Below are 25,958 nucleotides of genomic sequence, written 5' to 3'. Positions count from 1 at the left end.
TCTCCAACTTACGAATGATGAGATAGCCTATAAATTAATTTAACATTAAGAGAAAAGGAATGTATTGATGGCAATATAAGGAGGTGCGATTGTGAATACTTGTCCCTATTGTAAGCAAAAGTTGAATGACTCACAGTATTGTCAGTCATGTCGTATACAACTATCTTACGCTAAAGAGGCCAAAAAACAACCTAAAAATACAAAAACACAAAGTTCAAAACAATGGCCATTGAAAAAGATTATCCCATTAGGTATTGTGGGGTTTATTCTTATTTTGTTAATCATACTATTTTTATTATTGAGAAATTATAATTCTCCGGAAGAACAAGCGCAAATCCTTGTAAATGCCATAGAAAATAATGATAATTCTCGTGTTTCAACCATTTTAAGTTCCAAAGACAATAAGGTAGGTACGAAAGAAGCGGCGACTTACATTCAATATATTAAAAACGAGATTGGTATGAAGACGTTTGATCAAAAAGTAGAAGATACCGTTAAAAATCTTGATCAAAAAACGTCAGTCGCAAGTTATGTAAAAACCAATGATAACCAAAATGTATTAAGAATTAGTAAAAATGGACGACGTTATTTATTTTTTAGTAATTTAGGCTTTCAAGCGCCAACGAAACAAGCAGAAGTGAAACCTGATGAAAGGGCCACTTTTGAATACAAAGTAGATGGTAGTACTAAAAAAATTGTAGCTGACAAAGGACAAGCAGTATCGCTCGGTAACTTTATACCAGGCACGTATGCTATTGATGCTAAAAAGACAACAGAACGAGGCACATATAATGGCACGTTAAAGTTTGATACGACAGCAAGTAAAAATAAAGTCATGAAGGTGACTGAGGATTTTGAAGAAGCTGCTGTAAAACCAAATCTGAAAAATACGGAAGGTTTAGATGAAGACAGTTTAAAAGTCGTTATAAATGATGAATCCCTGGATTATTCAAGCGGAAAGACTTATCAACCATTTCCATTTGATCAAGATTTAAAAGTGTATGCAACAGGTCAAACACATGGAAAAACATTTAAAACGAAAGAACAAGTCATTTCTAAAAACGATATTCAATCAACAAATAGCGTGCAATTAACATTTGATAAAGCAAAAATCGATGCCTTTAATGAGGAAGAAGAAAAAACGATTTTCAGTAAAGTGGGCGACTTTGTGAAAGAGTATGTTTCTTCTTTGAATAATGCGACGGAAAATAAAAATTTTGATTTAGTCTCTAAATATTTGGGTGATAACTCGCCGGTAAAGTCGTTATTGCAACAACAAGTAGAACAACAACAAACGACTAAATACATTAATACAGAAGTGACCGACGTTCAACAAGATGATCAGTTATATTATATTAATGCGGAAAATGAAACAGAGGATAACATCATCAAAAATACACAATATGTGATTCAAGGTAATGATGATGGTGAACAGTTGAAAATAGTGAATTATGCTAATCAATAAGTCGAGAGATGAGAGGTTGGGACAAAAGCGTTCGGAATTTGAGCAGAATCGTGAACTTTCTGCCGAAAATCCTGTTTTTGGGACACCGTTAATCGGTTTTCCAGAGCATTAGCGCTTTATGTCTCAGTCTCTTATATTTTAAGTTTGAGCAATACTTTATCTCGTGTGAATTAGATGAAGTCGAATATTAAAATTCAGAATTTTTCAATAGGTTTGTTATGCTATGTTTTGTTTTAAATAACTTAACAATATTTACGATTGTTTGCGTAAAATAAAGCGGTTGAATTTTAAATTTATATTGTAAATGAATTTAGAAATAGATTATAATTAAATTGATTTAAGGGGAGATATCAACTTAGTGCAATCACCATTTTTTGAGAAAGGTGACATATTTGTATGGATAAACAAGATTTACGAATTAAGAAAACACTCGCTAAACTAACACAAGCACTTTTAGAATTATTAGAAAGAAAGTTTTTAACTAAAATTACGGTTAATGAAGTTTGTATTCACGCTCAAGTACATAGAACGACGTTTTATAAACATTTTAATGGAAAATGTGATTTGTTTGAATATGCATTTCAAACAGTTTTAACACCTTTTTTCGATTTGACGTTCCAATCGCGTGTGCAATCTCCTTTTAAATGCATTGAAGCCACGTTTACAGATCAAATGTTCAGAGTTTTAAATTATCAAAAAGATGATCCTGTATTTTACGATATTGCGCTAAATCTATTTTCAAAGATTTTTTCGGAAGAGCTATATGAAAATAAAGAGGACTTACCATTTGAGGACTCATTACCGATTGAATTATTGAGCTTTGTTTATGCGTCGATGATTAATGCGATGAATCAATGGCGGGTGGATCATGACGTGAATTTTGACCCACCGATGTTAGATATGTTTTACCAGTCAATGTTAAAAGCGAAAATGATTTCACATTAATCACGAATCCTTGAATGTATGATTAAATCATGTCATTGTAACAATAAGGAGGAATGATGATGGTTAAATTTACAGATCGATTATTTGAACGTGTGAAGCCTATTTGGGACAGCTATTTGGAACATCCATTTGTAAAGGGGATTGGACAAGGCGATTTAGACTATGAAAAGTTTAAACATTGGTTGAAACAGGATTATATTTATTTAATTGATTATGCACGATTATTTTCTGTCGGTGCCTTAAAATCTGAAAATCTTGAAATGATGACAATGTTTATAGATTTAGCTTATGGTACCTTACATACAGAAATGGAACTACATCGTAACTATGCTGCTCAGTTTGGTATCTCAGAGGAAGCATTAACAGCCACTAAGCCAGCTGCGACTACAACAGCCTATACGAGCTACATGCTTAATCTTGCACAACGTGGTGGTATTGAAAATGTCATTGCAGCGGTATTAACATGTACATGGAGTTATCATTATATTGGAGAAGCATTGAATAATATTGAAGGTGCCAGCCAACATGAGTTTTATGGCGAGTGGATTCAAATGTATAGTTCAGAGGAATTTGCGTCATTTAAAGAAGACGTCATGCATATTATGAATCGTATTGCAGAAGGAAAGACTGAGGCACAACTTCAAGCTTTAGAAGATATTGTAGTATATACAAGTTATTACGAGTATATGTTTTGGGATATGGCAGAAAATTTAGAGACTTGGCCAGTGCCCCATGAATAAGGAAATATGGTCGTTAAACCTCATATCGATTTAGTTGACATTCAACCTATGAAGTAAAAATGCTCTGGACACGATTAAGGTAGTGTTCAGAGCATAAAATTTAGCTGACCTATTTTTTAAGAATTGAATATTATTTAATCTTTGGACGACGATTACGGAAAAATAGTGATACTAAATAAAGTACCGCTGCAATACTTGTGAAGATAATACCATTGTGGATGGCATTAGATTCAACCAAGATCGCAGTGGGTTCAATTTGTCCAAGAAACTGAGATAGTTGTGATGAAACTTGTGACGCTACTTCGCGAATAATATATAGAAAACCGACTGGAATAGCCACAAGTACAATCGAAATGATAAAGTTAATAACTTTGATTATTGTACGATTAAAAATTAAGGTAAGAATACTTAATATAATATTGATAATACATAGGATGAAAAAGACATTCAGTACCATTAATAGTTGTGATAAGCGTTGTTCCAAATCTGATAAATCGATAAACGACTGACTGCTTAACTGCTCTGTGAAGACTTTAAATTGATCATATGTAACATTTTGATCTAAGAAAACAGTTGAAAATAGACTTTCTGTGTACATGCTATAAGCGGCAATAATGATGAGCACCATAGCAATGAATGTCAAAATAAAGCTAACCCAAGAGCGTTTCTTTTTACCGTAGCGCTGGCCACGGTGAACCGTTTCGTATTTGAATTGTTCTTCAAATTGTGGTTGTGTCGCATGTGATGATTCCATATGTAACTCCTTTCAGCAGGGAAATAGTGGGTATAACAGTTGAATTTTAAAAATAAACATGTGACCATTGTAGCCATCTAAGTTGTATATTTAACTTTTTAACAATAGATGCTAATAAACAGATTATATTATATGTCTAACACTTTTCAAAGAGGTAATATTTTTAATAGGGAGATAGAGCATGGTACATCAATTATCAAGTCTTTCAGAATTTAAAACATTGATTCACACGCATCCATTAGTCATCATTCAAGTATCTAGACAATCCTGTTCAGTCTGTCATGCGGTTTTACCTAGAATGGAAGCATTAGTACAACAATATCCTGAAGTGAAAATGGGTGTAATAGATGCAGAGGCAATACCGGAAATCGTGGGTGAATTATCTATTTTTACGGTGCCGGTCGATATCATATTTTTTGAAGGAAAAGAAATGCATAGAGAAGGTCGTTTTATCGATTTTCAACAATTTGAATCACAACTTCACAAAATTTATGAAAGCATTTATGGGTAAAACGTATTATAATATGATTCTCATTTTATTAAGTAACAAAGTGAGGGATAGAGTTGAGACGAAATGTCATGAGCCATCTTATGGGACGTTATTTATCACATCAGCGTCATATTAAGTTTAATTCACAAGAAGAAATCAATACATTTTTAGAAAAACGTCGAGCTTTAAATAAAGAAAAACATAAACAACCTGAACAAATTAATGTGAAGTCTAATTTGGTGAAAGATTCATTCGATGAAATGCAAGTTTTTCGATTTAACTTTGGGCATCATATCAAAAATAAAATTATTTATATTTATGGTGGTACATTTGTATTACAACCCTCTTCTTTCCATTGGAGATTTATGGATAAGTTAGCGTATGAAACGTTACATGAAGTGGTGTTACCGATCTATCCTAAAGCGCCAGAATATACTTATATCGAAACACATGATGCCATTGAACGTGTCTATAGACGGCTACTTAAAGAAACGGAAGCTTCAAATATTGTCATTATGGGGGATGCTTCAGGTGGTAATATGGCACTGAGCTTTGTACAATCGTTGATGCAACAAGAAGAATTGCCGTTACCAGGTAAAGTCTATCTTATCTCCCCTTGGCTGGATTTATCTTTATCGAATCCAGATATCACGGATCAAGTACAGAAGAAAGATCCAGTGCACAATGTCTTTAGTTTACAAAGCATTGCTAAAGTATGGGCTGATGACTTAGAGATGAAAAACCCTAAAGTTTCACCGATGTACGGCCCATTAAGAGGACTACCACCTGTTTATATGTTTGGTGGTACGAGTGACATCTTTTATCCAGATATGTATAAATTAGTCGATTACTTTAATGCTGAGCAACAGCCTATTCATTTTTACGAATATAAAGATATGGTGACATCTTTTCCACTTTATCCAATTGTCGAATCTCGTAAAGTATTGAAAAGAATTCGCAAAACAATATCAGATGAGTAATGACTCTAGTAGAGAGGTTGGGACAGTTATGCCCGAAGCGTATGTATCATGTCTCAATCTCTTTTTGTATTAAAAGTACATTTTGACTTCCCTGTATTAAAGTCATTTGTTTATTTCAGAGATACAATTAAAAATGTTAAATCACGATAATCATAATAGTTGAACAAAAAATATTTTAAATATTCAAAACTCATGAACGCTCACAATGAACAAACTTTAAAAAATTATAAAAGTTCCGTGCAAGATAGTTTGTATTTTAGTAAAATTGAAATTGAGTTTAATTTTACTATTGAGTGAGTTATTCTAAACAATTGGAGATCTTTTCATCCATTGAAAAGACAAAGGGGTTGTGAGAATAACAGGAAGGGGATTGAAATGGATTTAATTATAGGTACAGTTTTTTTATTACTGGTACTCGTTGTTTTTACACTTTTTACATATAAAGCGCCAAACGGTATGCGTGCCATGGGTGCTTTAGCTAACGCAGCAATAGCGACATTCTTAGTAGAAGCCTTTAATAAATATGTCGGTGGACAAGTGTTAGGGATTAAGTTTTTGGAAGACTTAGGAGATGCAGCCGGTGGTTTAGGCGGTGTGGCCGCTGCTGGATTAACGGCTTTAGCAATCGGTGTATCACCAGTGTATGCGCTCGTTATCGCCGCAGCATGTGGTGGTATGGATTTACTGCCAGGATTTTTCGCAGGTTACATCATCGGTTATTTGATGAAATACACTGAAAAATATGTACCCGACGGTGTGGACTTAATTGGGGCTGTGATTATTATTGCGCCATTATCACGTCTGATTGCATTTGGACTTACACCAATCGTTAATAATACATTACTAAAAATTGGGGATATTATTCAAAGCTCAACGGATACAAATCCAATTATCATGGGTATTGTTTTAGGCGGTATTATTACTGTAGTAGGTACAGCGCCACTAAGTTCAATGGCCCTTACAGCTTTATTAGGTTTAACGGGCATTCCTATGGCGATAGGTGCAATGGCAGCCTTTAGTTCAGCATTTATGAACGGTATGTTATTCCATAAATTAAAACTTGGAGAACGTAAAGATACAATTTCAGTAAGTATCGAACCCTTATCACAAGCAGATATTGTATCAGCGAACCCAATACCAATTTATGTGACAAACTTTTTGGGCGGTGCCACAGCAGGATTAATTATGGCATTATCTGGTATGATTAATGACGCGACAGGTACAGCAACACCAATTGCAGGATTCTTAGTGATGTTTGGATTCAATAATTGGACGACGGTAGTATTATACGGTGTAATCATGGCAATTGTTGGACTTGTTTGGGGCTTCTTAGGCTCTATTATCTTCAAAAAATATCCAATTGTAACGAAGAGTGAAATGCAAGCAAAAGGTGCAACAGATTAATGATGCATTTTAATTGAATAAACGATCAAAAAGATTGGGAGACCGATAGCGTATAGGTCTCCCAATTTTTTTATGATTTAGGAATGGCGATACGATGGCCAAGTTGTTGAGGCCATTTTCTTTGTGGCTGTGAATCATAATACGTTTGGACAGATTGGTAAATATCATCAGGATAAGGTGCAGATTTGCCAGTTTGACGACTAATCCCCATCATCATTGTCTCGGCAGTTGCAACACAGTCGTTCGTGTGCTCATTAATCAATTCTAAGAAAAAGTGCGTTCTTTTATAATCAAGTTGATAGATTGAAATTTGCACTTTAAACGGCGTTTTAGCTGGCAATTCTTTTAAATAACTAATGTGTGTTTCTAAAGTGAATACAGTATACGCTCTTTGGTCTCGAGCTTCATTAGTAAGACCGATTTGATCATGAAACGCATCAATCGCTAAACTGAAAACACGCGCATATTCTGCATCATTCATATGCTGATTACGATCAATCCACTCATCGTGCACAGTATCGGTATAAAAATAAGGAAATGTGAGCATGAGCGGTACCTCCTTTGTTTAATAAATTGTATACACTTTTGTATCATAACATGAGATATGAATAAAATACTTTGAAAATGTGGTATAGTCAAAGTAATAAGATGAAAAAGGGGAATAATTATGAGTCATAAAAGAGAACAACGAAAAGATGAACATATGTCTTTAGCATTAAATCAACGTCAAACGGTGCAATCAGACTTTGATCGTGTTCAGTTTGTTCATCATTCTATCCCTTCAATCAATGTTGAAGACGTTCAATTAAAGTCTTCATTTCCTGACCTTGAGGTTCCGAATTTAATCTATATTAATGCGATGACAGGCGGTTCTAAATGGACAGGTAAACTGAATGAAAAGTTAGCTTATGTGGCGAAAGAAACGAATAGTGCGATGGCGGTTGGCAGTATGCATGCAGCCATTAAAAATCCAGAAGTAAGTGACACGTTTAAAGTAACACGCCAAGTGAATCCAGAAGGGCAAATATGGGCGAACGTCGGAGCGGATGTAGAAGTGGATCAAGCTAAGCAAGCAATAGACTTGATTGAGGCCAATGCGCTGCAAATTCACGTAAATGCGCCACAAGAGCTAATTATGCCTGAAGGTAATCGTCAATTTGATCATTGGCTTTCTAATATCCAAACCATAGTGGAAACTGTAGATGTGCCAGTGATTGTTAAAGAAGTCGGTTTTGGGATGAGTTATGAAACCATCGAGTTATTAAAACAGTGCGGTGTTAATTATGTGGATGTTAGTGGCAAAGGTGGCACTAATTTCGCGATGATTGAAAATGCAAGACGCCCTGCGCATGAGATGGATTACTTGTATGAGTGGGGACAATCTACAGCAGTGTCCCTTTTAGAAGCTAGAAACTTATACAATCAAGTCCATATTTTAGCAAGCGGCGGTATTCGTAACCCTTTAGATGCCATCAAAGCTTTTCGATTAGGAGCTGAAGCGGTGGGCATGTCTCGTAATGTTTTATTAAAAGTACAAAATGACGGTGTCGAAGCGGCGATCAAGTATCTTGAAGACTTTAAAATGCAAATGAAAAAAATCATGACAATGTTAAATGCGACATCCATTCGTGATTTGCGTCAAAGTTCGATTGTGTTAGATCGGGAACTTAAAAATTGGATGGAGCAAAGACAATTGTAAATGTGAGAGGGTTGAGACAACATCTAGTTTAAAGTCTCAACCTTTTTGTTATATATAAAAGCATTAAAATTAGTCATTGCAATGAAAAAGGAAAATAGTATATACTTTAAATCGTAATAATTTCGATTTAAAGGAGAGGTATTATGTCTAAAATTCCAGTAACAGTATTAAGTGGTTACTTAGGGTCAGGGAAAACGACATTATTAAATCATATTTTAAATAATAGAGAACATCGTCGCATTGCGGTCATTGTTAATGATATGAGCGAAGTCAATATTGATAAAGATCTCGTTGCTAATGGTGGTGGATTATCACGAACTGACGAAAAACTAGTGGAATTATCAAACGGATGTATTTGTTGTACATTGAGAGAAGATTTATTAAAAGAGGTAGAGCGCATTGTAAAACGAGGAAGCATAGACCACATTGTAATTGAATCGACAGGAATATCTGAACCTGTGCCAGTCGCACAAACTTTTTCTTACGTTGATGAGGAACTCGGTATTGATTTAACTGAGTCATGTCGCCTTGATACGATGGTGACAGTCGTAGATGCTAATCGTTTTATCAAAGATTACCAGTCAGGTGATTTGTTAAATGATCGGAATCAAGGGGTCAGCGATCAAGATGAACGTACGATTGCAGATTTATTAATTGATCAAATTGAGTTTTGTGATGTCCTTGTATTAAATAAAGTTGATTTAGTATCGACAGAAGATGCAGATCGTTTAGAAGCCATGTTACGGAAGCTACAACCTTCAGCTCAAATTCTTCGTACTGTAAATTCGGAAGTGAATTTAGAAGATGTATTAGATACTGGACGATTTGATTTTGAGACTGCGAGTCAGTCTGCGGGGTGGCTACAAGAATTAGAAGCAGGCGGCCATGCAACGCACACGCCAGAAACGGAAGAATATGGTATTCGTTCATTTGTCTATAAAAGACGTTTACCGTTTCATGCTACACGTTTTAATCAGTGGTTAGAAGAAATGCCTAATAATATTGTACGTGCTAAAGGGATTGCTTGGTTAGCACAGTATAATGAAGTGGCTTGTCTCGTCTCACAAGCAGGAACTGCAGTCGATATTCATCCAGTAACGTTCTGGGTGGCTACGATGCCTAAAGCGGAACGTGCAGCTATTTTACAAGAAAGAGCAGATGTTAGAGCGGATTGGGATCCAGAATACGGCGATCGTCATACACAGCTTGTTATCATAGGTGTTGATTTAGATGAAGCAGCAATCACAGAAGCATTGGATCGTTGTTTAATCAATAGTGAAGAAATCAATCAAGATTGGGCCCAGTTAGATAACCCATATCCATGGCAGATTACAAAACAAGTTTAAACAAAACAAAAGCGTTTGAGCCTTGATTATTGGGCTCAAACGCTTTAATGTTTTTAACTAAAAATATTAATGAAAGTTGTAATAATTGGTACACCGAGTAAGTCGACCAAAAAGGCACCTACAATCGGTACTACTAAGTAAGCACGCGGTGAGTTACCAAACTTTTTCGTAATAGTATCTAAGTTGGCCATCGCATTTGGCGTTGCACCTAATCCGTGACCGATAAAGCCACCAATCATCACTGCGGCATCATAGTTTTTACCGAGCAAGCGGAAGACGATAAAAATTGAGAAAAGCGCCACGAAGATAATTTGACAAATCACGATGATAAGTAGTGGTAAAGCTAAGTTATAAACTTCTGTAAGTTGAATACTCATTAACGCAATTGATAAAAAGATACTTAACGAAATGTCACCGATTTGATTTGTTAATTTTAAGTCAATTAAATTTAAATTTCCAAATTCTGAAATATTTCGAATGATCACCGCGATAAACATAGATGCGACATATAACGGGATATTAATTCCAGTTAAGTCACTAAAGAGATTACCTAAAAATGTACCGAGCGCCATACAGAATAAAATGATTGTGATTTGAATAAAGAATACTTCATTTAAAGAAAAGTTTTTCTGTAAACGTTTATTCACATCAATTTCAGAGTAATCTTTTTGTTCAGATTGCGCATCAATTGGTTTTAAATCATATTTTTTAATTAGAAAACGTACAATTGGACCACCAATTAGCCCACCAGCTACAAGACCAAGTGTTGCAGCAGCTAACGCAGCAGTGACTGCAGAATCAATACCTAAGTCTTGAATTGTTTGACCATAAGCTGCAGCATTACCATGTCCACCTTCCATTGACATCGCACCTGCAGTAAGACCTAATAATGGATCGATATGTAATACTTTGGCTAAAGAGACGCCGATTACGTTTTGAAAAGTTGCGAGTACACCACATAAAATCCAATAAACAATTAAAACTTTACCGCCTAATTTTAATAATTTAAAAGAGGCACCTAAACCAATTGTGGTGAAAAAAGCTAACATAAAGAAATCTTGAAAAAACTGACCATCTAATTCTATTTTTAATACACCTGTTGTAGATAAAATAGCTGAAATAATCGCAAAAATAAGGCCGCCGATAACAGGTGACGGTATACTTAAACGATTGAAAATACTAACTTTGTTTACAATGGCTTGTCCTATGAGTAGTAATAAACAAGCTAAAAATAATGTAGTAACACCATTTAAAGTAATCAATGATTGCTCCCCCTTTAATCATGATATAAGAAAGGGTTTCCATTCCCCATATTATCCCATTATACTTATTTTATCACTAAAAAGCCATATATATTTAAAATAATTTCTTCAACCTTTTATCGGTTTGTTATTTTTGCGGTATTGCGATACAGAAACTCCATAATACGCTTTAAACGCTTTTGAAAATTGTATGGGATCTTTGTAGCCTACTAAATAAGCAATTTCTTGGCTTTGTTTAGAGGTTTCTTTTAAGCATAACGCAGCGTGATACATTCTTAAATGAACTAAATATTGTTGAGGAGATTGGTCTACATGTTTGATAAATAATTTATATAGATAACTTCGACTCATATTAACATGGTCTGCAACGTCTTGAATTTTAATTGGATTCATGTAATTTTGATTCATAAAGTGAATGGCTTTACGAACATTAGAATAGATCTCATTTTCAACCGGTTTAAAGGGTTTAGGAAACGATTGATGAAGCAGATAAAAGAGTTGGTATAATTCTTGCATATGCACGATATCGTCGGATGCATGAATGTCATATGAAATCGAACGTTGACACATTTTATAGATGAGTTTTGTAATCTCTGAAGTATCACGATTTTGAACAATGGGGTGTGCTTCAAGTGTGGTACGTTTTAAATAATCATTTGCTAACTTGCCACTAAAGCCTACCCAATAATATGTCCACGGGTCTTCAATAGCTGAGTAATAATGTACATCCATCCCTCGTTTTAATAAGAACAGATCCCCTTGGTTAAGATGATAGGTTTGATGATTATAGACAATTGTGCCAGTCCCTGTCATGACGACATGTAAAACATACGGTTTAGTCACAACGTATTGGTAGCCTGATTGTGGGGTCCCGATTTCAATACCGCATTCATCGATATTGGCTTCTAATTGGGCTTTTTTAAATATTTTCCATAGTAATTGCATGGTATGTGCTCCTTCGACTTGAGTTGGAAACATTTTACCATGTTTTGTATTCATAAACGTATAACAACTAAAAAAATAATATGATAAATTATCAATAATTATAAAAATTATTGATAAAGGAGAAAGCAACCAATTGGAGTTAGCAATAAATGAAAAATTTATACCGTTTTCAAGTCAAAAGGAGTATCAGCAGAGAAGAAAACCGCAACATCTTCATGCGATAACCCCTTTAAACAAACCAATAATAAAAAGTTGGTGTTCATATCAGTCTCAAAATATGAATGATGAGGCTTTACGGTCAAACAACCCATTCCACTTTTTAATGACACCCTCACTACTGATACCGTCTTATCAACAGACTTATTTGTATCGCTGGGATGTGTTGTTTACAGATTATGATTTTTCAAAAGATTATTTTTTATGTGTAGGGTCTATTCATGGAACTTATAGCATTAAAGTGAACGGCACCTTAATAAAGGCAAATGATAAAAAGCCCTTATCTCGTTACGATATTACGACGTTATTAACGGGGAAGGACGACGTCATTGAAATATACGTTCATTTACAACAAGGAGCTGTGCATCAAACAATGAATGCGCCTTATATCATTGAACGCGCAAATGATCGCATTGAAGATTTTAGTATTCATTTAAGGTATTGTAATCAAAAGCAGTTAGCAGAAGTGGAAGTAGAGATTTTAAATATTGAAGGAACGCCATTTATTGCTTATGAATTAATAGATGAGAAAGGGTATGTAATGACATCTGGGATTATCGCTCACGATGAGCGCAATCATATTTCGTGTCAGCATAGTCCTGAACATAGTCCTTACATTTTATTTTTAGAAACTGAGGATGAAACAATAGCACATCTAGTTAAATAATGATTGAAAGAGGTTGAGATATCGAGCGTTTTGCTTTATATCTTGGCCTCTTTTTATAAATGCGAAAAACAGAACGACATTTAACATAGTACCTTGTATTATTTAGTACCGTATTATATACTCTAGTTAAGTATTATACATTAAACAGTAGTGAATTTATTTATGTGAGGTGAATCAATGAATATTCAATTTAAAAAAGGGGCCCTTGAGATGATTGTGTTGTTAATCATCAAAAAGGAACCACAATATGGTTATTCTTTAGTTCAACAAATTTCGAATCGAATGACCATAGCTGAAGGAACGGTTTATCCCATTTTACGACGGTTAGTCAAAGACAACGTATTAAGTACGTATTATCAACCCTCTCGGGAAGGTCCTGCACGTAAATATTATGAATTAACGACAGAAGGAGAAGCACGTTTAGCAACATTAATGAAAGAATGGCATGAATTTGCAGACATAGTCACGTTATTTATAAAGGAGAGTGAAATGTGATGACTAAAAAACAATATCTGCAAACATTATATTTGTATTTAAAACATTTACCTGAAGCAGAACGCAACGATATTGTTGGAGAATATGATCGACATTTCATTGAAGGTATAAAGGATGGACGGTCAGAAGAAGAAATTGCACATATGCTTGGTGATCCCAAAGCACTCGCACGAGATATCTCGGCAGAAAATGCAGTGTACCATGCTGAGGTCAATCAAAGTTCGAATAACTTGTTTAAAGCAATATTGTCAGTCTTAGGATTAAGTATATTAAATTTTATTTTAGTGATGGGACCACTAATCATCTATATTGGGATTCTTATTGGATTACTGTTTACGACTTTAGTAATGCTAGCAGCGCCTATTTTACTATTGATCAAACAAGCTAATCCTCAATGGGGAGAAGTCGTAATGACGGATTGGTTTGCTGCTTTAGGCTATATCGGTGTAGGTTTAATGCTTATCGTGATTACGATACTTATCATCAAATGGGGTTATATCGCAATTGTGAAATATCTAAAATGGAACGTTAAAGTTGTTAAAGGGAGTGTTCGATTATGAAGAAAGCACTTTTAATTTGCTTTATCATCGGATTATTGTGTTTTATCGTTGGTGGCGTTGGCACATATTATTATACGTTTGTAGATAATCAATATGAGGAAAATCAACAGAAACAACATACATTTGATGATCAAAATATTAAACAACTTGATATTAATGCTAAAAATATTGATTTAACGATTCGAAAAGGTGATCAATTAACATATACAGCCGATTTTGAGAAAGATGGCGTGACACTGAATCATGATAGTAAGTCTGGAAAAGCACAGATTAATATGAATAATAATAACGAAAATAAGCCAGAAATTAATTTGAATCCCGTCCGTCCCCTTGAGAAAAATAGATTGGTTGTTGAAATACCAGAACAGTTATTGTCACAACTTAAGATTAACGGAACACGTGTTAATGCGTTAGTTGAAGATATGTCTGTAAAACAACTGAACACAACACTTATAGATAGTAATATAATGCTAAATGATAGCAGTATAGATGAGTTGAGTGGCCAAATTGAAAACGGAAATTACGAACTATCGGACGTCCAATTAAAACAGGTGAAAATGAAAAATAAATGGGGGTATATTGATATATCAGGTATTCACAATGATATTCCTATGACATTAGATAATCAAAACGGCACAATTTATATGGAGTATAACCCGACACTCAGCAATACTAAATTCAATGTGACTAATCAAGAAGGAACAGTCGATTTAGACGGTGTTGAAGAGTTAGATGAAATGAGTCACCAAGTTGGTAACGGCGAAAATGAGGTAAAGATTAATAATAAAAAAGGAGACATTACAATCATATCTGGCATAGAAGGTTAAGTAGGTAGGAAGTGGGCGATTGTTTCTTTAGTGATTAGCGTATCTTATAATGAATTTGAGTAAACATCTTGTCAAATTGTTTTTAGCGTGTATAATTCATATAACGATACTAAGAATTGAGGAGACCGAATTATGTCCGAAGATTTAAGAAGTCAAAAACACTATGGGGCTTTAGCTTTACTTCCTTTACTTATTTTTCTTGTGTTGTATGTTGGCGTAGGATTATTCTTTACATTTCAAGGTGCGGACGATGCTTTCGATAAGTTACCCCGACATGTGGCTATTTTCGTAGCGATTATCATTGCTTGGTTAGCTTATGATCGTAAAACACCCGTAACACGTAAAATTAAAATATTTACAGAAAATGCGGGTTCTTCTGGTATTGTTCAATTAGGATTGATTTTATTATTAGCAGGGGCATTTGCTAGTGCAGCTTCTGCAATGGGCGGTCAAGAGGCGATGGTCAATATGGGGCTATCGATTATTCCACCTAGCTTATTGATTCCTGGCATATTTATTATGAGTGCGTTTGTCGCAACATCACTAGGGACTTCAACTGGAACACAAGCTGCTTTTATTCCAATTGGGGTTGCCGTAGCACAAGCAGCTGATTTAAATGTTGCTGCTGCCGCTGCTGCAGTGATTGCAGGGGCTTATTTTGGAGATAACTTATCCATTATTTCAGATACGACAATTGCGGCAACAACAGGTGTAGGTGCCAAGATGAAAGATAAGTTTAAAGCGAACTTTTTCATTGCACTGCCTGCTGCGGTGATTACCTTTATTATTTATGCAATCATTGGTGGTACAGGCAAAATTAAAGGCGATTTATCGTATAACTTTATTGATTTATTACCATATTTATTTGTATTAGTCGCTGCTATTGCTGGAATGAATGTGATGCTCGTCTTAATCTCTGGCATTGTCCTAACTGGTATTATTGGCTTATTAAGAGGAAACATTTCATTTTTCGAGTGGACGACAGAAATTGGAAATGGCATGGAAGATACTTTTATGATTTTCTTAATCGCCTTTTTAGTGTCTGGATTAGTGGCGTTAATTCGATATTATGGCGGTATTGATTGGATTATTGAAACGCTCAAGAAAAGAGCGAATGGTACAACGAGTGCAGAATACTCTATGGGGATATTATCAGGTATTTTATCAGCAGCTCTTGTACATAATGTTTTAGCAATTATTATTTCTGCCCCAATTGCTAAAGAGATTGGTGATACGTATAAAATAGCACCAAAACGAATGGCAAGTTTACTTGATATTTTTGCAGCTAGTGCCTTAATGGTCTTGCCGCATGATAGCGGAATGTTGATGGCTGAACAATTTGGTGATGTATCATACCTTGAGGTATTAAAATATTCATACTATCCATTGATATTAGTGATTTGTACAATCATTTCAATTCATTTAGGTATGTTTAGAAAACGAAAAACAACTGAAATAGAATAAGCATGAGGTAGAAGTGCGTTAATTGGCTTTTCAAAGTATTAAAGTTTTGTAGCTCAACCTCATAAATAACAACCCCCAGCAGTTAAAAGTTATCATTTAACTGCTGGGGGATTTTGTATAGATTTAGTGCGTGATTTGTTGCTAAGGAAAGGTTCGCCTGCTCACCTTCGTTCGCATGCATAACGTACACTACCTCACTTTGTTCGAAGTGTACGTAACTTTTTATTGCCATGTTTGTTCTTGTGGTTGTCTGTCTTTGACGCGCATGTGTGAGACGTATGGGTTGCCTTTGACTGTAAATCTGAGGGGTTCTGTGGTCCATGTGCCTTTGTTTGGAATGCCGATGCGTTGGCTTTCGACAATTTCGCGCGGGTATTTGCGTTGTGTAGTGTCGATTTTGAGCGCGCCTTCATTAATTTTTAAGCCATCTATTGAACGTGGGATGTCCATTGCGATGGTTAATTTTCCGGGGCCATTTGTAACTTCGTACCCAGTTTTGCCTCGGTTTTCAAGCATTTGTTCAAGACCTTCTTCAGGTTCAATTGCTCGAATTAAAATGCCTTCAGGTTCATCTTGTTTTTGAGTGACGAAATTAATCAACAATTGACGGTGCATCATATGACCATAAATTGTGCCACCTTCTTGATAAAGTGATTCAACGCGAGGTGTGCGTTTACCATTAAAACTATGCGATGCTTGATCTTTAACGCCTAAATAAGCTTCTGTTTCAACAATATAACCTGTGTATATTTGTGAATCTGATTCATAAATTAATTTCACACCAAGTAAATCTTTAGCAATTTCGGGTGTGGGACGGTGTATAAAATCCATAGTTACCTCCATACGTATACATTCATTTTATCATTATATTAGCATTGATACTTTGAAACATCCAAACAGTCTATAATTTAATAATAAAATTTAAATTTGGCTTTCAAATAAGGTGGAATATGATACACTGAGAAAAAATACAATTAAGGAGGCTGAAAGATGTACGAATTACCTAAAGTAGGATTTTTAGAAGCTTACATATTATTTTGGAAAAATTATATTAATTTTAAAGGAAGAAGTCGTCGAAGTGAATACTGGTGGACAGTATTATGGCATGTCATTGTATTGATGGGTGGAAGTATTGTCTCTATTTTATTTTTATTTATTCCAATAATAGGGCCAATTATTACAGTCATCGGCATGGTTACCGTATCGTTGATTTATCCGCTTGCGACCTTGATTCCTAATTTTTCATTACTCACACGACGTTTTCATGATAGAGGGTTCTCAATGCTAGTTCCTCTGATTTCATTCATATTAAGTATTTTAATGTCAATTTCAAGTGTTGTAACACAAACTCAAACCATCATGGAAAATCCAGAAAGTAATGTGACGGTGTATGAAACAACAGGTTTATTTGGCTTTTTACCAACATGGTTAGTGGTCATAGTTGGTTTAATATCACTCGCTTTAACTATTTTTTCATTTATCATTACGTTACTTAATAGTAAAAAAGAAACAAACAAATATGGTCCTTCTCCTAAGTATATAAGTAATCAAGCACAACAACCTATACATGAGTAAGACAATCAATAGATTTGTAGGAGTGAAAGTGTCTATGAAATGCACTAAAGAGCGTACAAGTAATATAAATAAGAGAAAAGCACAATACTTTATCTTTACTTATATTGTCTTGATTTTGATAAGTTTGCTGTCTGTTTCGCTAAATTTTCAAGAGACACAATTATCGTTGATATCAATTGGCGGTCCTTTATTAATAATCATCATTGGGATGCGTTTGATTACGGTTCTTGGTGGTGGAGATTGGCAAAATCGGAAAATAAAAGTAGGTTCACATAGAGAACTAAAGAAAATGACGCGATTTTTATTAATACGTCATATGATAACCTACATTATCTTTATCCTATTATTTGTTTTAGTGGTGTATTTCATACCGCTATTTATTTTAGATAAACCATTAGCATTCCCTTCCTTTGGTCGATTGATTAGCTTATTTGGAATGATTTTACTAGGATTCCTGTATTTATGGTTTGTGACACAACGTAGTGTCGAGTTGGTCAATGAGGGGGAGACTGATGCGTAATTATAATTGTTTAAACATCTTAAATGGTGAAATGTACAAAACTAGTTCAGAAATACAACACTCAAGAAAGGAATTAGGGAAAAGTCTCTCTTGGCTTTTTTGGGGGACATTAATCGTGTTGAATATATCTATTTGGTTCAAACTATTAATGAACCAAACGATGATGATTGAACTTATAGCTATGATCATATTTTTAGTGTTAAGCGTGATAGGTGCGATAATGATACCTCTCAATACAAAAGGTCGACGGTATATTTTTTGGCTATTATCAGCGATGGTTAGTATTGTAATTGTCGCGATGGTGTTAAGCCTATGGAATGGGAAGGTTACTTGGATAGCTATAAGTGAAAGCATGACTACTGCATTTAGTAGCATTTCAGTTTTATGGACACTCCTTTATTTTATAACTTCATCTAGAGTTTAAGTTTAGGCGGGAAAGACAATTTCGTTAGTAAGAGGTTGTCAATTCCCGCTTTTATTATTGCTTAGTATGTGTATAATAGAAGTATCTTAAAAAATCAGTATTTTCAGAAAAAAAGGGGATTAATTATGAAAAGACTAAAACATTTAAAGATGCCGCACACATACGCTTTATTGATGATCGTCATCGTTGTTGCGAGTGTGTTAACTTATGTTATACCATCAGGGGAATTTGATCGTAAAGAAGAAAATGGACAGACGATTGTAGTTCCCAATTCTTATGAAACGTTTGCTTCTGAACCGGCACACTTTTTAGATATTTTTAGAGCAATACCTGACGGACTGATTAGTGCTGCAGATATTGTTTTTTATGTATTTCTAGTTGGTGGTGCATTTGGGATTATTCATCAAAGTGGTGCTATTGAAGCTTGTGTCAATAGTGTGATGAGACGACTAGGTCAATTTAAAATAATGATGATTCCATTAACAATGGCAGTATTTTCATTACTTGGTTTTTCGATTGGTTTAGCTGAAGAAGTGATTATATTTGTGCCGATTGGTGTTATTATTGCAAGAACATTAGGTTATGATGCGTTAACAGGTGCTGCTATGGTCATCTTGGGTGCAGCAAGTGGGTTTATTGGAGGAATGCTCAACCCTTTTACAGTAGGAGTGGCGCAACAAGTTGCTGAATTACCACTATTTTCAGGTTGGGGTTTACGAACACTGATTTATTTGCCTATTCTTTTCGTTGCAATCGTACTAGTCATGCTTTATGCATTAAAGGTTAAAAAACACCCGCATAAAAGTATTGTTTATGAATTAGAGCGTCAAGAAAAAGATAGCTTTCAGCCTGCAGAGGCGCAACATGCTTCTAAAAGACAAGTAGCGAGTTTAATCATTTTAGTGCTAGCCATTGTGTTTAATGTATTTGGCATTTTTCGATACGATTGGTCTTTTAATGAAATGAGTGCGAATTTTTTATTAGCAGGAATTATTGCGGGTTTTGTGGGTGGATTAGGTTTTAATGGCACATTTGATGCATTAGTTAAAGGGATGCAGAAAATATTATTTGGTGCGATGATCGTTGGATTTGCCAAAGGGATTATTGTCATCTTAGAAAATGGAAAGATTATTGATACAATTGTATTTGTGATGTCTTCATTTTTAGAAGGCTTACCACCGCTTATTACAATTATCGGCATGTTTGTCTTTCAATTTTTTCTTAATTTTTTTATTCCTTCAGGTTCGGGCCAAGCATTAACAACAATGCCGTTACTCGTACCGATATCGGATTTATTAAATATTAATCGTCAAATTACTGTACTAGCGTTTCAATATGGCGACTCGATTAGTAATAGTTTATTCCCGACATCAGCTGTGTTGATGGGTGCGCTTGCCGTAGCAAATATTTCATACATTCAATGGTTAAAATTTGCATGGCGTGTCATTGCGTTATGGGTGGTTATTTGTATGGTAGCGATGTCTATTGCTTTTTTAATTGGTTATTAATATAAAGTGCTAATGCTATGGAAAAGCGATTAATGGTTCCCAACCTCTTCTGAGTATGAATAAAGGGTTGTTTTTAATTTTTTAGTGCTTAATGAAAAAATGATTTTATAAAATATTAGGAGAAATCGTGTTCCATTTAACTGTTGAATAGATTAGAATAAAGAAAGAGCATGTTTTTAAAAATTAAGAAGAGGTGTTGGGATGACATTAAAAGTTAACGCCGTCTCCAAACGTTTTAAAGATTTTTATGCTGTAAAAAATGTTACGTTTGAATTAGAAAAAGGCAAAATGCTAGGTTTCTTAGGACGAAATGGAGCGGGAAAAACGACCACATTTAGAATGATTTTAGGCCTGATAGAACCAACTGAAGGCACGGTGACATTTGAAGGTAAACCGATTGATGACTCAAAGTACAATCAAATTGGTTATTTACCTGAAGAAAGGGGTCTCCATCCTAAGTTAACCGTCGCTGAAGAATTAAAGTATTTGGCTACATTAAAAGGGATGAAACGTTCAAACATCAATCAAATTATAGATGATTGGTTGGCGCGTTTTAAAATAACAGAAAATAGAGATAAAAAGATCGAATCCTTATCAAAAGGGAACCAACAAAAAGTTCAATTATTAGCAAGTATTATTCACGAACCTAAATTACTTATATTGGATGAGCCATTTAGCGGCTTGGATCCTGTTAATGTGGAACTACTCAAAAAAGCTATTATTGATTTAAACCAACAAGGTGCTACGATCATTTTTAGTTCTCATCGTATGGAGCATATCGAAGAGTTATGTGATGATGTTTGTATTTTAAATCACGGTGAAATCGTAGTACAAGGGCCGATTGGTAAGGTTAAATCTCAAGTTGGCTATAAACGTGTCGTTATCGATGCAGATTATGATGTATCGGATATTGGTACATTAGAGGGCATTCGTCAAGTCGAAGAGATTAAAGGACAGACTTACTTTACAATAGAAGAAGAAGCTGTAGCCGAAACAATATTTGAGAAGATTCAGCAACGAGGATTTGTGAAGCGATTTGAGGTAATGGATCCTACTATTAATGAAATCTTCATTCAAGAAGTAGGTGATATTGATGAGTAAATTTTGGGCCACATTTAAATTAACTTATAGTAAGAAAGTAAAAGCAAAAGCATTCATCATTACGACAGTATTAATGATATTAGCGATTTTATTAGCGGCTAATTTAGACAAAATTATCAATATGTTTGACGACGATAATCGTGAAGTGGGTATCGTGGTTCAAGATAATAATGTTTATAAAGCGGTTAAAGCGCAAAGTGAACAGTTAAATGATGATGTTACATATGAAAAAATGAGTTTGAAGGAAGCTGAGAAAAAGGTTAAAGATCAAACCATTGACCAAGCTTATATCATTTCAAAAAATGATGATGATGGTTTATCTGCTCAAATTTTAACTCAAGATGAAACCTCATCTACAGATAAAGCAGAATTAAGCTCAATTTTAACACAATTGAATATTCAACAAGTGGCTGATACGTTAGGATTAAATGGTAATGATCTTCAAAAGTTACAAGCACAAAGTAATGTAGAAGATAAAATCGTAACGGATGATTCAGAAGCGAACCAATCATTGAGTAGTGAAGAGGACGTTATAAGCAAAGTGATTGTCATGGCAGGAACATTTGTTATGTTCTTTATTATTATGACGTATGCCCAACAAATTGCTATGGAATTGGCTACAGAAAAAGTCTCACGCGTATCAGAGATGATTATTACAAGTGTGAAGCCAACGATGCACATTATAGCTAAAATTTCAGCAGTGTTGGCAGTTGCAGTAACACAAATGGTTATTTTAGGTGTTACGATAGCCGTTGCATTTTTCGCCTTTGATGTAGGTAATCAATTTGAGGGCTTTAGTTTCGAGATGACACCATTCCTTATTCGATTAATTGTATTTGGCGTTATTCTCCTTATTTTAGGCATATTAGCTTACGTTATTTTAGCGGCTATTTTAGGTAATATGACATCTCGTATTGAAGATATGGCGCAATCATTGATGCCAGTGACGTTATTATTAATTGCAGGATTTTATGCAGGGTATTTTGGTGCCTTTTCACCAGACCATGTCATTCTGAAAATATTAACGTATGTGCCTTTCTTTTCACCATTTGTTACGTTTACGCGTTTATCATTAGCGAGTACACCACTTATTGAAGGTGTTATCGCAGTAGTGATTCATATTGTCTTAATTGGTGTTTTATTATGGATTGCTGCGCGTACTTATCAGACAGCAGTCTTAACATTTGAAAAAGGCATTATTCCATCAATTAAACGCACATTTCTTAAAAAAGGAAAGTAAGTGATTATGACAGCAGTTTAAGTTTGCAGCATTTAAGGGGGTTAAAGTTGCAAATAATTGCTTTAAATGAACCGTATCCGTGCATACGGAAATTTCGAATTCTGTAAAAGTGATGGTATACTATGTATATTAGGGATGCAATAGGTTGTACTATCAATAGGGGAAATCGGGAGTGTTAAAGGAGTTAAAACAATGAACATCAACATTGAAAAACAAACAAACGGTATCGAACTAATCAAAATTGAAAATACTTCTAGCAAAATCGTATTTACGAACTATGGTGCACGCATTGTCAGTTGGAAATTGGGAGATAACAACATCGTATTAGGGAACGAAGTTGAAGCGGATGAATTTTATCCAAACAATCCATTCTATTTTGGCGCGACAGTTGGACGTTTCGGCGGTCGTATCCAAAATGGACAATTTCAACTAAATGATAAAACAATACAACTTGAAACGAATGATGCGCCTCATCATTTACATGGGGGTGTAAATGGTCTGTCGTATCGCTTATTTGATTATGATATTGAGGAGCATGATCAAGAAGTCAAAGTTATTTTTCAAACAACCTTGAAAGAAGCGGATGACCATTTCCCAGGTAATATGGAGGTTAAGGTTGTTTTCACATATGATGAAACAAGTACGTGGGCGATCGAGTATTTTGCGAAATCAGATAAAGATACGCTATTTAACCCTATGAATCACGTGTATTTTAATCTTAATAATGACAATAAGGTGATCGATAATCATGTCCTATCAAGTGACAAATTACAACTATTTCCATTAGGTGATGACCAATTACCTGTATTGAAACCTATTGATTTAATTCAAACTTTTGGACAAAAAGAAATTATGCTTAAAGATCTTTTTAATGTAAAAGAAGGTCCATTAGCTGATCAAATTCATTCAACTCAAGGATTAGATCATCCATTTGAAGTTCAAGATGGGGCGTTTACGTTATCTAATGAAGCATTAACATTACATGTTCAAACGGATACACCTCAAGTCGTTATTTTTACTTTGAATGACACAAGTGATTGGGATAGTCCTATGAATATTTATAAAGCACATTCAGGTATTACTTTGGAAACACAAAGTATGCCAAATGATATTCATCTATTCGGTGATCAAGCATATTCTATCTTAAAAGCGGATAAACCATTTTATTCTAAAACAACATATCGCATTGAATCACACTTGCAATAACCACATACATGACTATTTGACAATGGGTTGGGGCTAAAACTTGCTGTTGTAACATCTCTTTTGAGACGTTCGACATATATAGTTTAAGGTCTCAACCTTTTTGTTATTTCTTCTATTTATTTAATGCCATTTAATGTAAAATGAGAGTGAATACTACTGAGGTTTTAAACTTAAAGGTGGGGAAAATCATGGATATTCAACAGTTAAAACAGAATACGATAGAAGATGCCATTCAATATATTAAGGATGGTATGACGCTTGGCATTGGTACAGGAAGCACGATTGAATTATTGGTCCCTGAAATAGGTAAACTGATTAAAGATAAAGGCTATCAATTAAAGGGTGTGTGTACTTCTGAACGCACTGAATATCAAGCAAAATCTTGGGATATTCCAATAGAACATATCAATGATGTCTCAAAAATAGACCTTGCCATTGATGGGGCAGACGAAATTGACCCTAATTTGAATTTAATTAAAGGTGGCGGTGGTGCGCTATTTAGAGAAAAGGTAATTGATGAATTCGCAGACTATTTTATCGTATTAGCAGATGAAACAAAAATGGTGAATCGTTTAGGTGAAGGATTTAAATTACCAGTTGAAGTGGATCGTTTTAATTGGTTACAAATTGCCAAAAAGATCGAAGCTTATTTTAAAAATGATGTACAAAGACGTATGGTTGAAGATACGCCTCTAATTACAGATAATGGGAACTATATTTTAGACTGTGTACTACCATCAGATGTCGATCCATACCAAGCACATGAATATTTAATACATTTAACAGGTGTCCTTGAAACAGGGTTCTTTTTAGATAGTGTGGATAAAGTCATCGTAGGTACAACGACAGGCAATAAAATCATTGAGGCATAGAGGTTGGGACACCGTTAATCGGTTTTCCAGAGCATTAACGCTTTATATCTCAGCTCTGTTTTTGTAACGAAACTTGTATTAATAAAGAACGGTGAAGCCTACTATTCAAGTAGTGTGCTTCACCGTTCTTTTCATTATTTTGAGTCATGATTTGATTCAATTGAGGATACATCAGTTTGTGCATCTGACGTATGAGTCATTGTGTCTTTGTCACTCTCTGAAGGAAATTCAGATACATCGTCTGTTGTTTCCGGTGACGCTACTTCTTCATTGGCAGATGATGGGATGCCTTCTTCTGCTTGAGTTTCAGCATCAGTTTCTGTCGTATCCATGAAGATTGGTGTATCATCATCTTCACCTTTACGACGTGGTGTGAAGATACTGATTAATAATCCTAAAACAATGACAACAATAGCTACACCTGCAGTCGCATAAGCTAGTACTTTCATTGAAAATACATCGCCGAGCTCTTCGCTAAAGAAAAAGACCTTAGCAAATGTCATGGCTGCGTGGAAAATAGTAACAGCGTAAATAGCACGACCGCCTGTTCCTTTGACAAGTTCTCCTGCAATCATTGAAAAAGAGAAAACAAAGATAGCGCTATACATAGTGTATGGCATACCGAAAGCTGTATTAATGTCCCAAACTAAATAAAGCACACTGACGATAATATTAGCGAATAAATGTGGCACTTTTGATTCCACAATGTTAAATAAGTAACCTCGGAAACCAAACTCGATGAAAAAGGCCATAAGTATGTGACCAATTAAGATTGCCCAAATAGTTTCTGATAAATCTTTAGCTTGTAAAAGAATGAAACTATCAGAATACGTATTGAAGGCGTACATACCAATAATAAAAATCACTAATGGAATGATTAAAGCGAGTAAGATACGCTCAATAACCTTTAAATTAATCGAAAATTTTAAACCAAAAAGTTGTTCGTTTTTATGTTTGAAAAAGAGTAAACATAAAAGTGCTGCGATAAACGGTCCTAAACTATTTAATGAAAAAACAAAAGATTTTAGACCGGATGTTTCTTGAAAATCTTGTAAAATCAAAGGACTAGCATAGGATAAAACAAAAAATACAAAAATTGTCATAGCCCATTGAAACCCTGAAATGCGTGTCCGATTCATAACTCATCCTCCGTAGTTTGCAAAAGTTCTTAACATATGACATATTGCGTTAATTAAGTATGTTTTGACAAAGTTCACTTATATTAACTGTATATGGTCTCATTTTATATGAAT

Annotated in this window: 27 protein-coding genes; 21 read left to right on the top strand and 6 right to left on the bottom strand. The window is 34.8% G+C overall.

Going from position 1 to position 25,958, the window contains the following annotated elements; translation table 11 throughout:
- Nucleotides 1-91: 91 nt before the first annotated feature.
- The 3 genes from ACEE93_RS08245 (at nt 92) to tenA (ending at nt 3,150) form a co-directional block, all read left to right on the top strand.
- Entirely contained in the window at nt 92-1,465 is a 1,374-nt protein-coding gene (locus tag ACEE93_RS08245) for a TcaA second domain-containing protein (protein WP_449155025.1), read from the top strand.
- 396 nt (nt 1,466-1,861) lie between these two features.
- Nucleotides 1,862-2,410 carry a TetR/AcrR family transcriptional regulator gene (locus tag ACEE93_RS08240; RefSeq protein ID WP_449155026.1) on the top strand — a complete coding sequence of 183 codons (549 nt, stop codon included), beginning with the start codon at nt 1,862-1,864 and terminating at the stop codon, nt 2,408-2,410.
- 59 nt (nt 2,411-2,469) lie between these two features.
- Nucleotides 2,470-3,150 (top strand): thiaminase II, encoded by a 681-nt coding sequence (tenA, locus tag ACEE93_RS08235; RefSeq protein WP_449155027.1) that lies wholly within the window; start codon nt 2,470-2,472, stop codon nt 3,148-3,150.
- 130 nt (nt 3,151-3,280) lie between these two features.
- On the opposite strand, the gene ACEE93_RS08230 is transcribed toward tenA, so the two are convergent.
- A complete protein-coding gene (locus tag ACEE93_RS08230; protein ID WP_449155028.1) occupies nt 3,281-3,904 on the bottom strand; it encodes a hypothetical protein in 624 nt (207 codons plus the stop codon).
- A gap of 181 nt (nt 3,905-4,085) precedes the next feature.
- Here ACEE93_RS08230 and ACEE93_RS08225 point away from each other — a divergent pair, with 181 nt between their 5' ends.
- From ACEE93_RS08225 to ACEE93_RS08215, 3 genes are all read left to right on the top strand, one after another.
- Nucleotides 4,086-4,415 (top strand): thioredoxin family protein, encoded by a 330-nt coding sequence (locus tag ACEE93_RS08225; RefSeq protein WP_449155029.1) that lies wholly within the window; start codon nt 4,086-4,088, stop codon nt 4,413-4,415.
- 53 nt (nt 4,416-4,468) lie between these two features.
- On the top strand, nt 4,469-5,374 hold the full coding sequence (locus ACEE93_RS08220; RefSeq protein ID WP_449155030.1) for an alpha/beta hydrolase fold domain-containing protein: 906 nt from the start codon (nt 4,469-4,471) through the stop codon (nt 5,372-5,374).
- A gap of 375 nt (nt 5,375-5,749) precedes the next feature.
- On the top strand, nt 5,750-6,778 hold the full coding sequence (locus tag ACEE93_RS08215) for a PTS sugar transporter subunit IIC (protein ID WP_449155031.1): 1,029 nt from the start codon (nt 5,750-5,752) through the stop codon (nt 6,776-6,778).
- Nucleotides 6,779-6,848: 70 nt separating this feature from the next.
- Here the strand turns inward: ACEE93_RS08215 and ACEE93_RS08210 are convergent, their stop codons facing one another.
- Nucleotides 6,849-7,325: a thioesterase family protein gene (locus ACEE93_RS08210; protein ID WP_449155032.1), complete on the bottom strand. Its 477-nt coding sequence runs from the start codon at nt 7,323-7,325 to the stop codon at nt 6,849-6,851.
- A gap of 117 nt (nt 7,326-7,442) precedes the next feature.
- Between ACEE93_RS08210 and fni the strand changes: the two genes are divergently transcribed.
- Complete coding sequence (gene fni / locus ACEE93_RS08205; protein WP_449155195.1) at nt 7,443-8,477, top strand: type 2 isopentenyl-diphosphate Delta-isomerase; 1,035 nt, start codon at nt 7,443-7,445, stop codon at nt 8,475-8,477.
- 143 nt (nt 8,478-8,620) lie between these two features.
- Nucleotides 8,621-9,823 (top strand): GTP-binding protein, encoded by a 1,203-nt coding sequence (locus tag ACEE93_RS08200; RefSeq protein WP_449155033.1) that lies wholly within the window; start codon nt 8,621-8,623, stop codon nt 9,821-9,823.
- Nucleotides 9,824-9,876: 53 nt separating this feature from the next.
- Here the strand turns inward: ACEE93_RS08200 and gltS are convergent, their stop codons facing one another.
- Nucleotides 9,877-11,085, bottom strand: coding sequence for a sodium/glutamate symporter (gltS, locus tag ACEE93_RS08195; protein WP_449155034.1), 1,209 nt, complete (start codon nt 11,083-11,085; stop codon nt 9,877-9,879).
- Between the two features lie 108 nt (nt 11,086-11,193).
- Nucleotides 11,194-12,030 (bottom strand): AraC family transcriptional regulator, encoded by an 837-nt coding sequence (locus ACEE93_RS08190; protein ID WP_449155035.1) that lies wholly within the window; start codon nt 12,028-12,030, stop codon nt 11,194-11,196.
- Nucleotides 12,031-12,163: 133 nt separating this feature from the next.
- On the opposite strand from ACEE93_RS08190, the gene ACEE93_RS08185 reads away from it, so the two are divergent.
- The 5 genes from ACEE93_RS08185 (at nt 12,164) to ACEE93_RS08165 (ending at nt 16,259) form a co-directional block, all read left to right on the top strand.
- Nucleotides 12,164-12,913, top strand: a complete 750-nt coding sequence (locus tag ACEE93_RS08185; protein ID WP_449155036.1) for a hypothetical protein — start codon at nt 12,164-12,166, stop codon at nt 12,911-12,913.
- A 177-nt stretch (nt 12,914-13,090) separates the two neighbouring features.
- A complete protein-coding gene (locus ACEE93_RS08180) occupies nt 13,091-13,408 on the top strand; it encodes a PadR family transcriptional regulator (protein ID WP_449155037.1) in 318 nt (105 codons plus the stop codon).
- Nucleotides 13,408-13,968 carry an HAAS signaling domain-containing protein gene (locus ACEE93_RS08175; protein ID WP_449155038.1) on the top strand — a complete coding sequence of 187 codons (561 nt, stop codon included), beginning with the start codon at nt 13,408-13,410 and terminating at the stop codon, nt 13,966-13,968. Before ACEE93_RS08180 ends, ACEE93_RS08175 begins: the two co-directional genes overlap by 1 nt.
- On the top strand, nt 13,965-14,795 hold the full coding sequence (locus ACEE93_RS08170) for a DUF4097 family beta strand repeat-containing protein (protein WP_449156492.1): 831 nt from the start codon (nt 13,965-13,967) through the stop codon (nt 14,793-14,795). The genes ACEE93_RS08175 and ACEE93_RS08170 overlap by 4 nt, the downstream gene beginning before the upstream one ends.
- 132 nt (nt 14,796-14,927) lie before the next feature.
- Nucleotides 14,928-16,259: a Na+/H+ antiporter NhaC family protein gene (locus tag ACEE93_RS08165; RefSeq protein ID WP_449155041.1), complete on the top strand. Its 1,332-nt coding sequence runs from the start codon at nt 14,928-14,930 to the stop codon at nt 16,257-16,259.
- A gap of 222 nt (nt 16,260-16,481) precedes the next feature.
- Here the strand turns inward: ACEE93_RS08165 and ACEE93_RS08160 are convergent, their stop codons facing one another.
- Nucleotides 16,482-17,090, bottom strand: coding sequence for a DNA-3-methyladenine glycosylase (locus ACEE93_RS08160; RefSeq protein ID WP_449155042.1), 609 nt, complete (start codon nt 17,088-17,090; stop codon nt 16,482-16,484).
- Nucleotides 17,091-17,249: 159 nt separating this feature from the next.
- Here ACEE93_RS08160 and ACEE93_RS08155 point away from each other — a divergent pair, with 159 nt between their 5' ends.
- The 8 genes from ACEE93_RS08155 (at nt 17,250) to rpiA (ending at nt 24,705) form a co-directional block, all read left to right on the top strand.
- Nucleotides 17,250-17,834, top strand: coding sequence for a DUF805 domain-containing protein (locus tag ACEE93_RS08155; RefSeq protein WP_449156491.1), 585 nt, complete (start codon nt 17,250-17,252; stop codon nt 17,832-17,834).
- A 34-nt stretch (nt 17,835-17,868) separates the two neighbouring features.
- Nucleotides 17,869-18,354, top strand: coding sequence for a hypothetical protein (locus ACEE93_RS08150; protein WP_449155044.1), 486 nt, complete (start codon nt 17,869-17,871; stop codon nt 18,352-18,354).
- Nucleotides 18,347-18,778 carry a hypothetical protein gene (locus ACEE93_RS08145; protein WP_449155045.1) on the top strand — a complete coding sequence of 144 codons (432 nt, stop codon included), beginning with the start codon at nt 18,347-18,349 and terminating at the stop codon, nt 18,776-18,778. Before ACEE93_RS08150 ends, ACEE93_RS08145 begins: the two co-directional genes overlap by 8 nt.
- A gap of 125 nt (nt 18,779-18,903) precedes the next feature.
- The gene (locus ACEE93_RS08140) at nt 18,904-20,286 is read left to right on the top strand and encodes a YfcC family protein (protein WP_449155046.1); all 1,383 of its coding nucleotides are present in this window, start codon (nt 18,904-18,906) and stop codon (nt 20,284-20,286) included.
- Between the two features lie 201 nt (nt 20,287-20,487).
- Nucleotides 20,488-21,387: an ABC transporter ATP-binding protein gene (locus ACEE93_RS08135; protein WP_449155047.1), complete on the top strand. Its 900-nt coding sequence runs from the start codon at nt 20,488-20,490 to the stop codon at nt 21,385-21,387.
- Nucleotides 21,380-22,627: an ABC transporter permease gene (locus ACEE93_RS08130; protein ID WP_449155048.1), complete on the top strand. Its 1,248-nt coding sequence runs from the start codon at nt 21,380-21,382 to the stop codon at nt 22,625-22,627. The genes ACEE93_RS08135 and ACEE93_RS08130 overlap by 8 nt, the downstream gene beginning before the upstream one ends.
- Before the next feature lie 192 nt (nt 22,628-22,819).
- Complete coding sequence (locus tag ACEE93_RS08125; protein WP_449156490.1) at nt 22,820-23,833, top strand: aldose epimerase family protein; 1,014 nt, start codon at nt 22,820-22,822, stop codon at nt 23,831-23,833.
- Between the two features lie 185 nt (nt 23,834-24,018).
- Nucleotides 24,019-24,705 carry a ribose 5-phosphate isomerase A gene (gene rpiA, locus ACEE93_RS08120; RefSeq protein WP_449155196.1) on the top strand — a complete coding sequence of 229 codons (687 nt, stop codon included), beginning with the start codon at nt 24,019-24,021 and terminating at the stop codon, nt 24,703-24,705.
- Nucleotides 24,706-24,839: 134 nt separating this feature from the next.
- On the opposite strand, the gene ACEE93_RS08115 is transcribed toward rpiA, so the two are convergent.
- A complete protein-coding gene (locus tag ACEE93_RS08115; protein ID WP_449155050.1) occupies nt 24,840-25,844 on the bottom strand; it encodes a CPBP family intramembrane glutamic endopeptidase in 1,005 nt (334 codons plus the stop codon).
- Between the last annotated feature and the right edge of the window lie 114 nt (nt 25,845-25,958).

The organism is Staphylococcus sp. 11262D007BW, from assembly GCF_053547815.1.
Note: the sequence above shows the minus strand (reverse complement) of the source record. Positions and strands in the feature narration are given on the sequence as shown.

What these genes read in the sequence shown, in the direction of transcription:
- ACEE93_RS08180 (WP_449155037.1), top strand. Translation starts at nt 13,091, where the DNA reads ATGAATATTCAATTTAAAAAAGGGGCCCTTGAGATGATTGTGTTGTTA.
- ACEE93_RS08225 (WP_449155029.1), top strand. Translation starts at nt 4,086, where the DNA reads ATGGTACATCAATTATCAAGTCTTTCAGAATTTAAAACATTGATTCAC.
- ACEE93_RS08160 (WP_449155042.1), bottom strand. Translation starts at nt 17,090, where the DNA reads ATGGATTTTATACACCGTCCCACACCCGAAATTGCTAAAGATTTACTT.
- ACEE93_RS08125 (WP_449156490.1), top strand. Translation starts at nt 22,820, where the DNA reads ATGAACATCAACATTGAAAAACAAACAAACGGTATCGAACTAATCAAA.
- ACEE93_RS08175 (WP_449155038.1), top strand. Translation starts at nt 13,408, where the DNA reads ATGACTAAAAAACAATATCTGCAAACATTATATTTGTATTTAAAACAT.
- ACEE93_RS08210 (WP_449155032.1), bottom strand. Translation starts at nt 7,325, where the DNA reads ATGCTCACATTTCCTTATTTTTATACCGATACTGTGCACGATGAGTGG.
- ACEE93_RS08140 (WP_449155046.1), top strand. Translation starts at nt 18,904, where the DNA reads ATGAAAAGACTAAAACATTTAAAGATGCCGCACACATACGCTTTATTG.
- ACEE93_RS08145 (WP_449155045.1), top strand. Translation starts at nt 18,347, where the DNA reads ATGCGTAATTATAATTGTTTAAACATCTTAAATGGTGAAATGTACAAA.
- ACEE93_RS08135 (WP_449155047.1), top strand. Translation starts at nt 20,488, where the DNA reads ATGACATTAAAAGTTAACGCCGTCTCCAAACGTTTTAAAGATTTTTAT.
- tenA (WP_449155027.1), top strand. Translation starts at nt 2,470, where the DNA reads ATGGTTAAATTTACAGATCGATTATTTGAACGTGTGAAGCCTATTTGG.
- ACEE93_RS08230 (WP_449155028.1), bottom strand. Translation starts at nt 3,904, where the DNA reads ATGGAATCATCACATGCGACACAACCACAATTTGAAGAACAATTCAAA.
- ACEE93_RS08130 (WP_449155048.1), top strand. Translation starts at nt 21,380, where the DNA reads ATGAGTAAATTTTGGGCCACATTTAAATTAACTTATAGTAAGAAAGTA.
- ACEE93_RS08215 (WP_449155031.1), top strand. Translation starts at nt 5,750, where the DNA reads ATGGATTTAATTATAGGTACAGTTTTTTTATTACTGGTACTCGTTGTT.
- ACEE93_RS08240 (WP_449155026.1), top strand. Translation starts at nt 1,862, where the DNA reads ATGGATAAACAAGATTTACGAATTAAGAAAACACTCGCTAAACTAACA.
- ACEE93_RS08200 (WP_449155033.1), top strand. Translation starts at nt 8,621, where the DNA reads ATGTCTAAAATTCCAGTAACAGTATTAAGTGGTTACTTAGGGTCAGGG.
- ACEE93_RS08155 (WP_449156491.1), top strand. Translation starts at nt 17,250, where the DNA reads ATGTACGAATTACCTAAAGTAGGATTTTTAGAAGCTTACATATTATTT.
- ACEE93_RS08150 (WP_449155044.1), top strand. Translation starts at nt 17,869, where the DNA reads ATGAAATGCACTAAAGAGCGTACAAGTAATATAAATAAGAGAAAAGCA.
- ACEE93_RS08170 (WP_449156492.1), top strand. Translation starts at nt 13,965, where the DNA reads ATGAAGAAAGCACTTTTAATTTGCTTTATCATCGGATTATTGTGTTTT.
- ACEE93_RS08115 (WP_449155050.1), bottom strand. Translation starts at nt 25,844, where the DNA reads ATGAATCGGACACGCATTTCAGGGTTTCAATGGGCTATGACAATTTTT.
- ACEE93_RS08165 (WP_449155041.1), top strand. Translation starts at nt 14,928, where the DNA reads ATGTCCGAAGATTTAAGAAGTCAAAAACACTATGGGGCTTTAGCTTTA.
- ACEE93_RS08190 (WP_449155035.1), bottom strand. Translation starts at nt 12,030, where the DNA reads ATGCAATTACTATGGAAAATATTTAAAAAAGCCCAATTAGAAGCCAAT.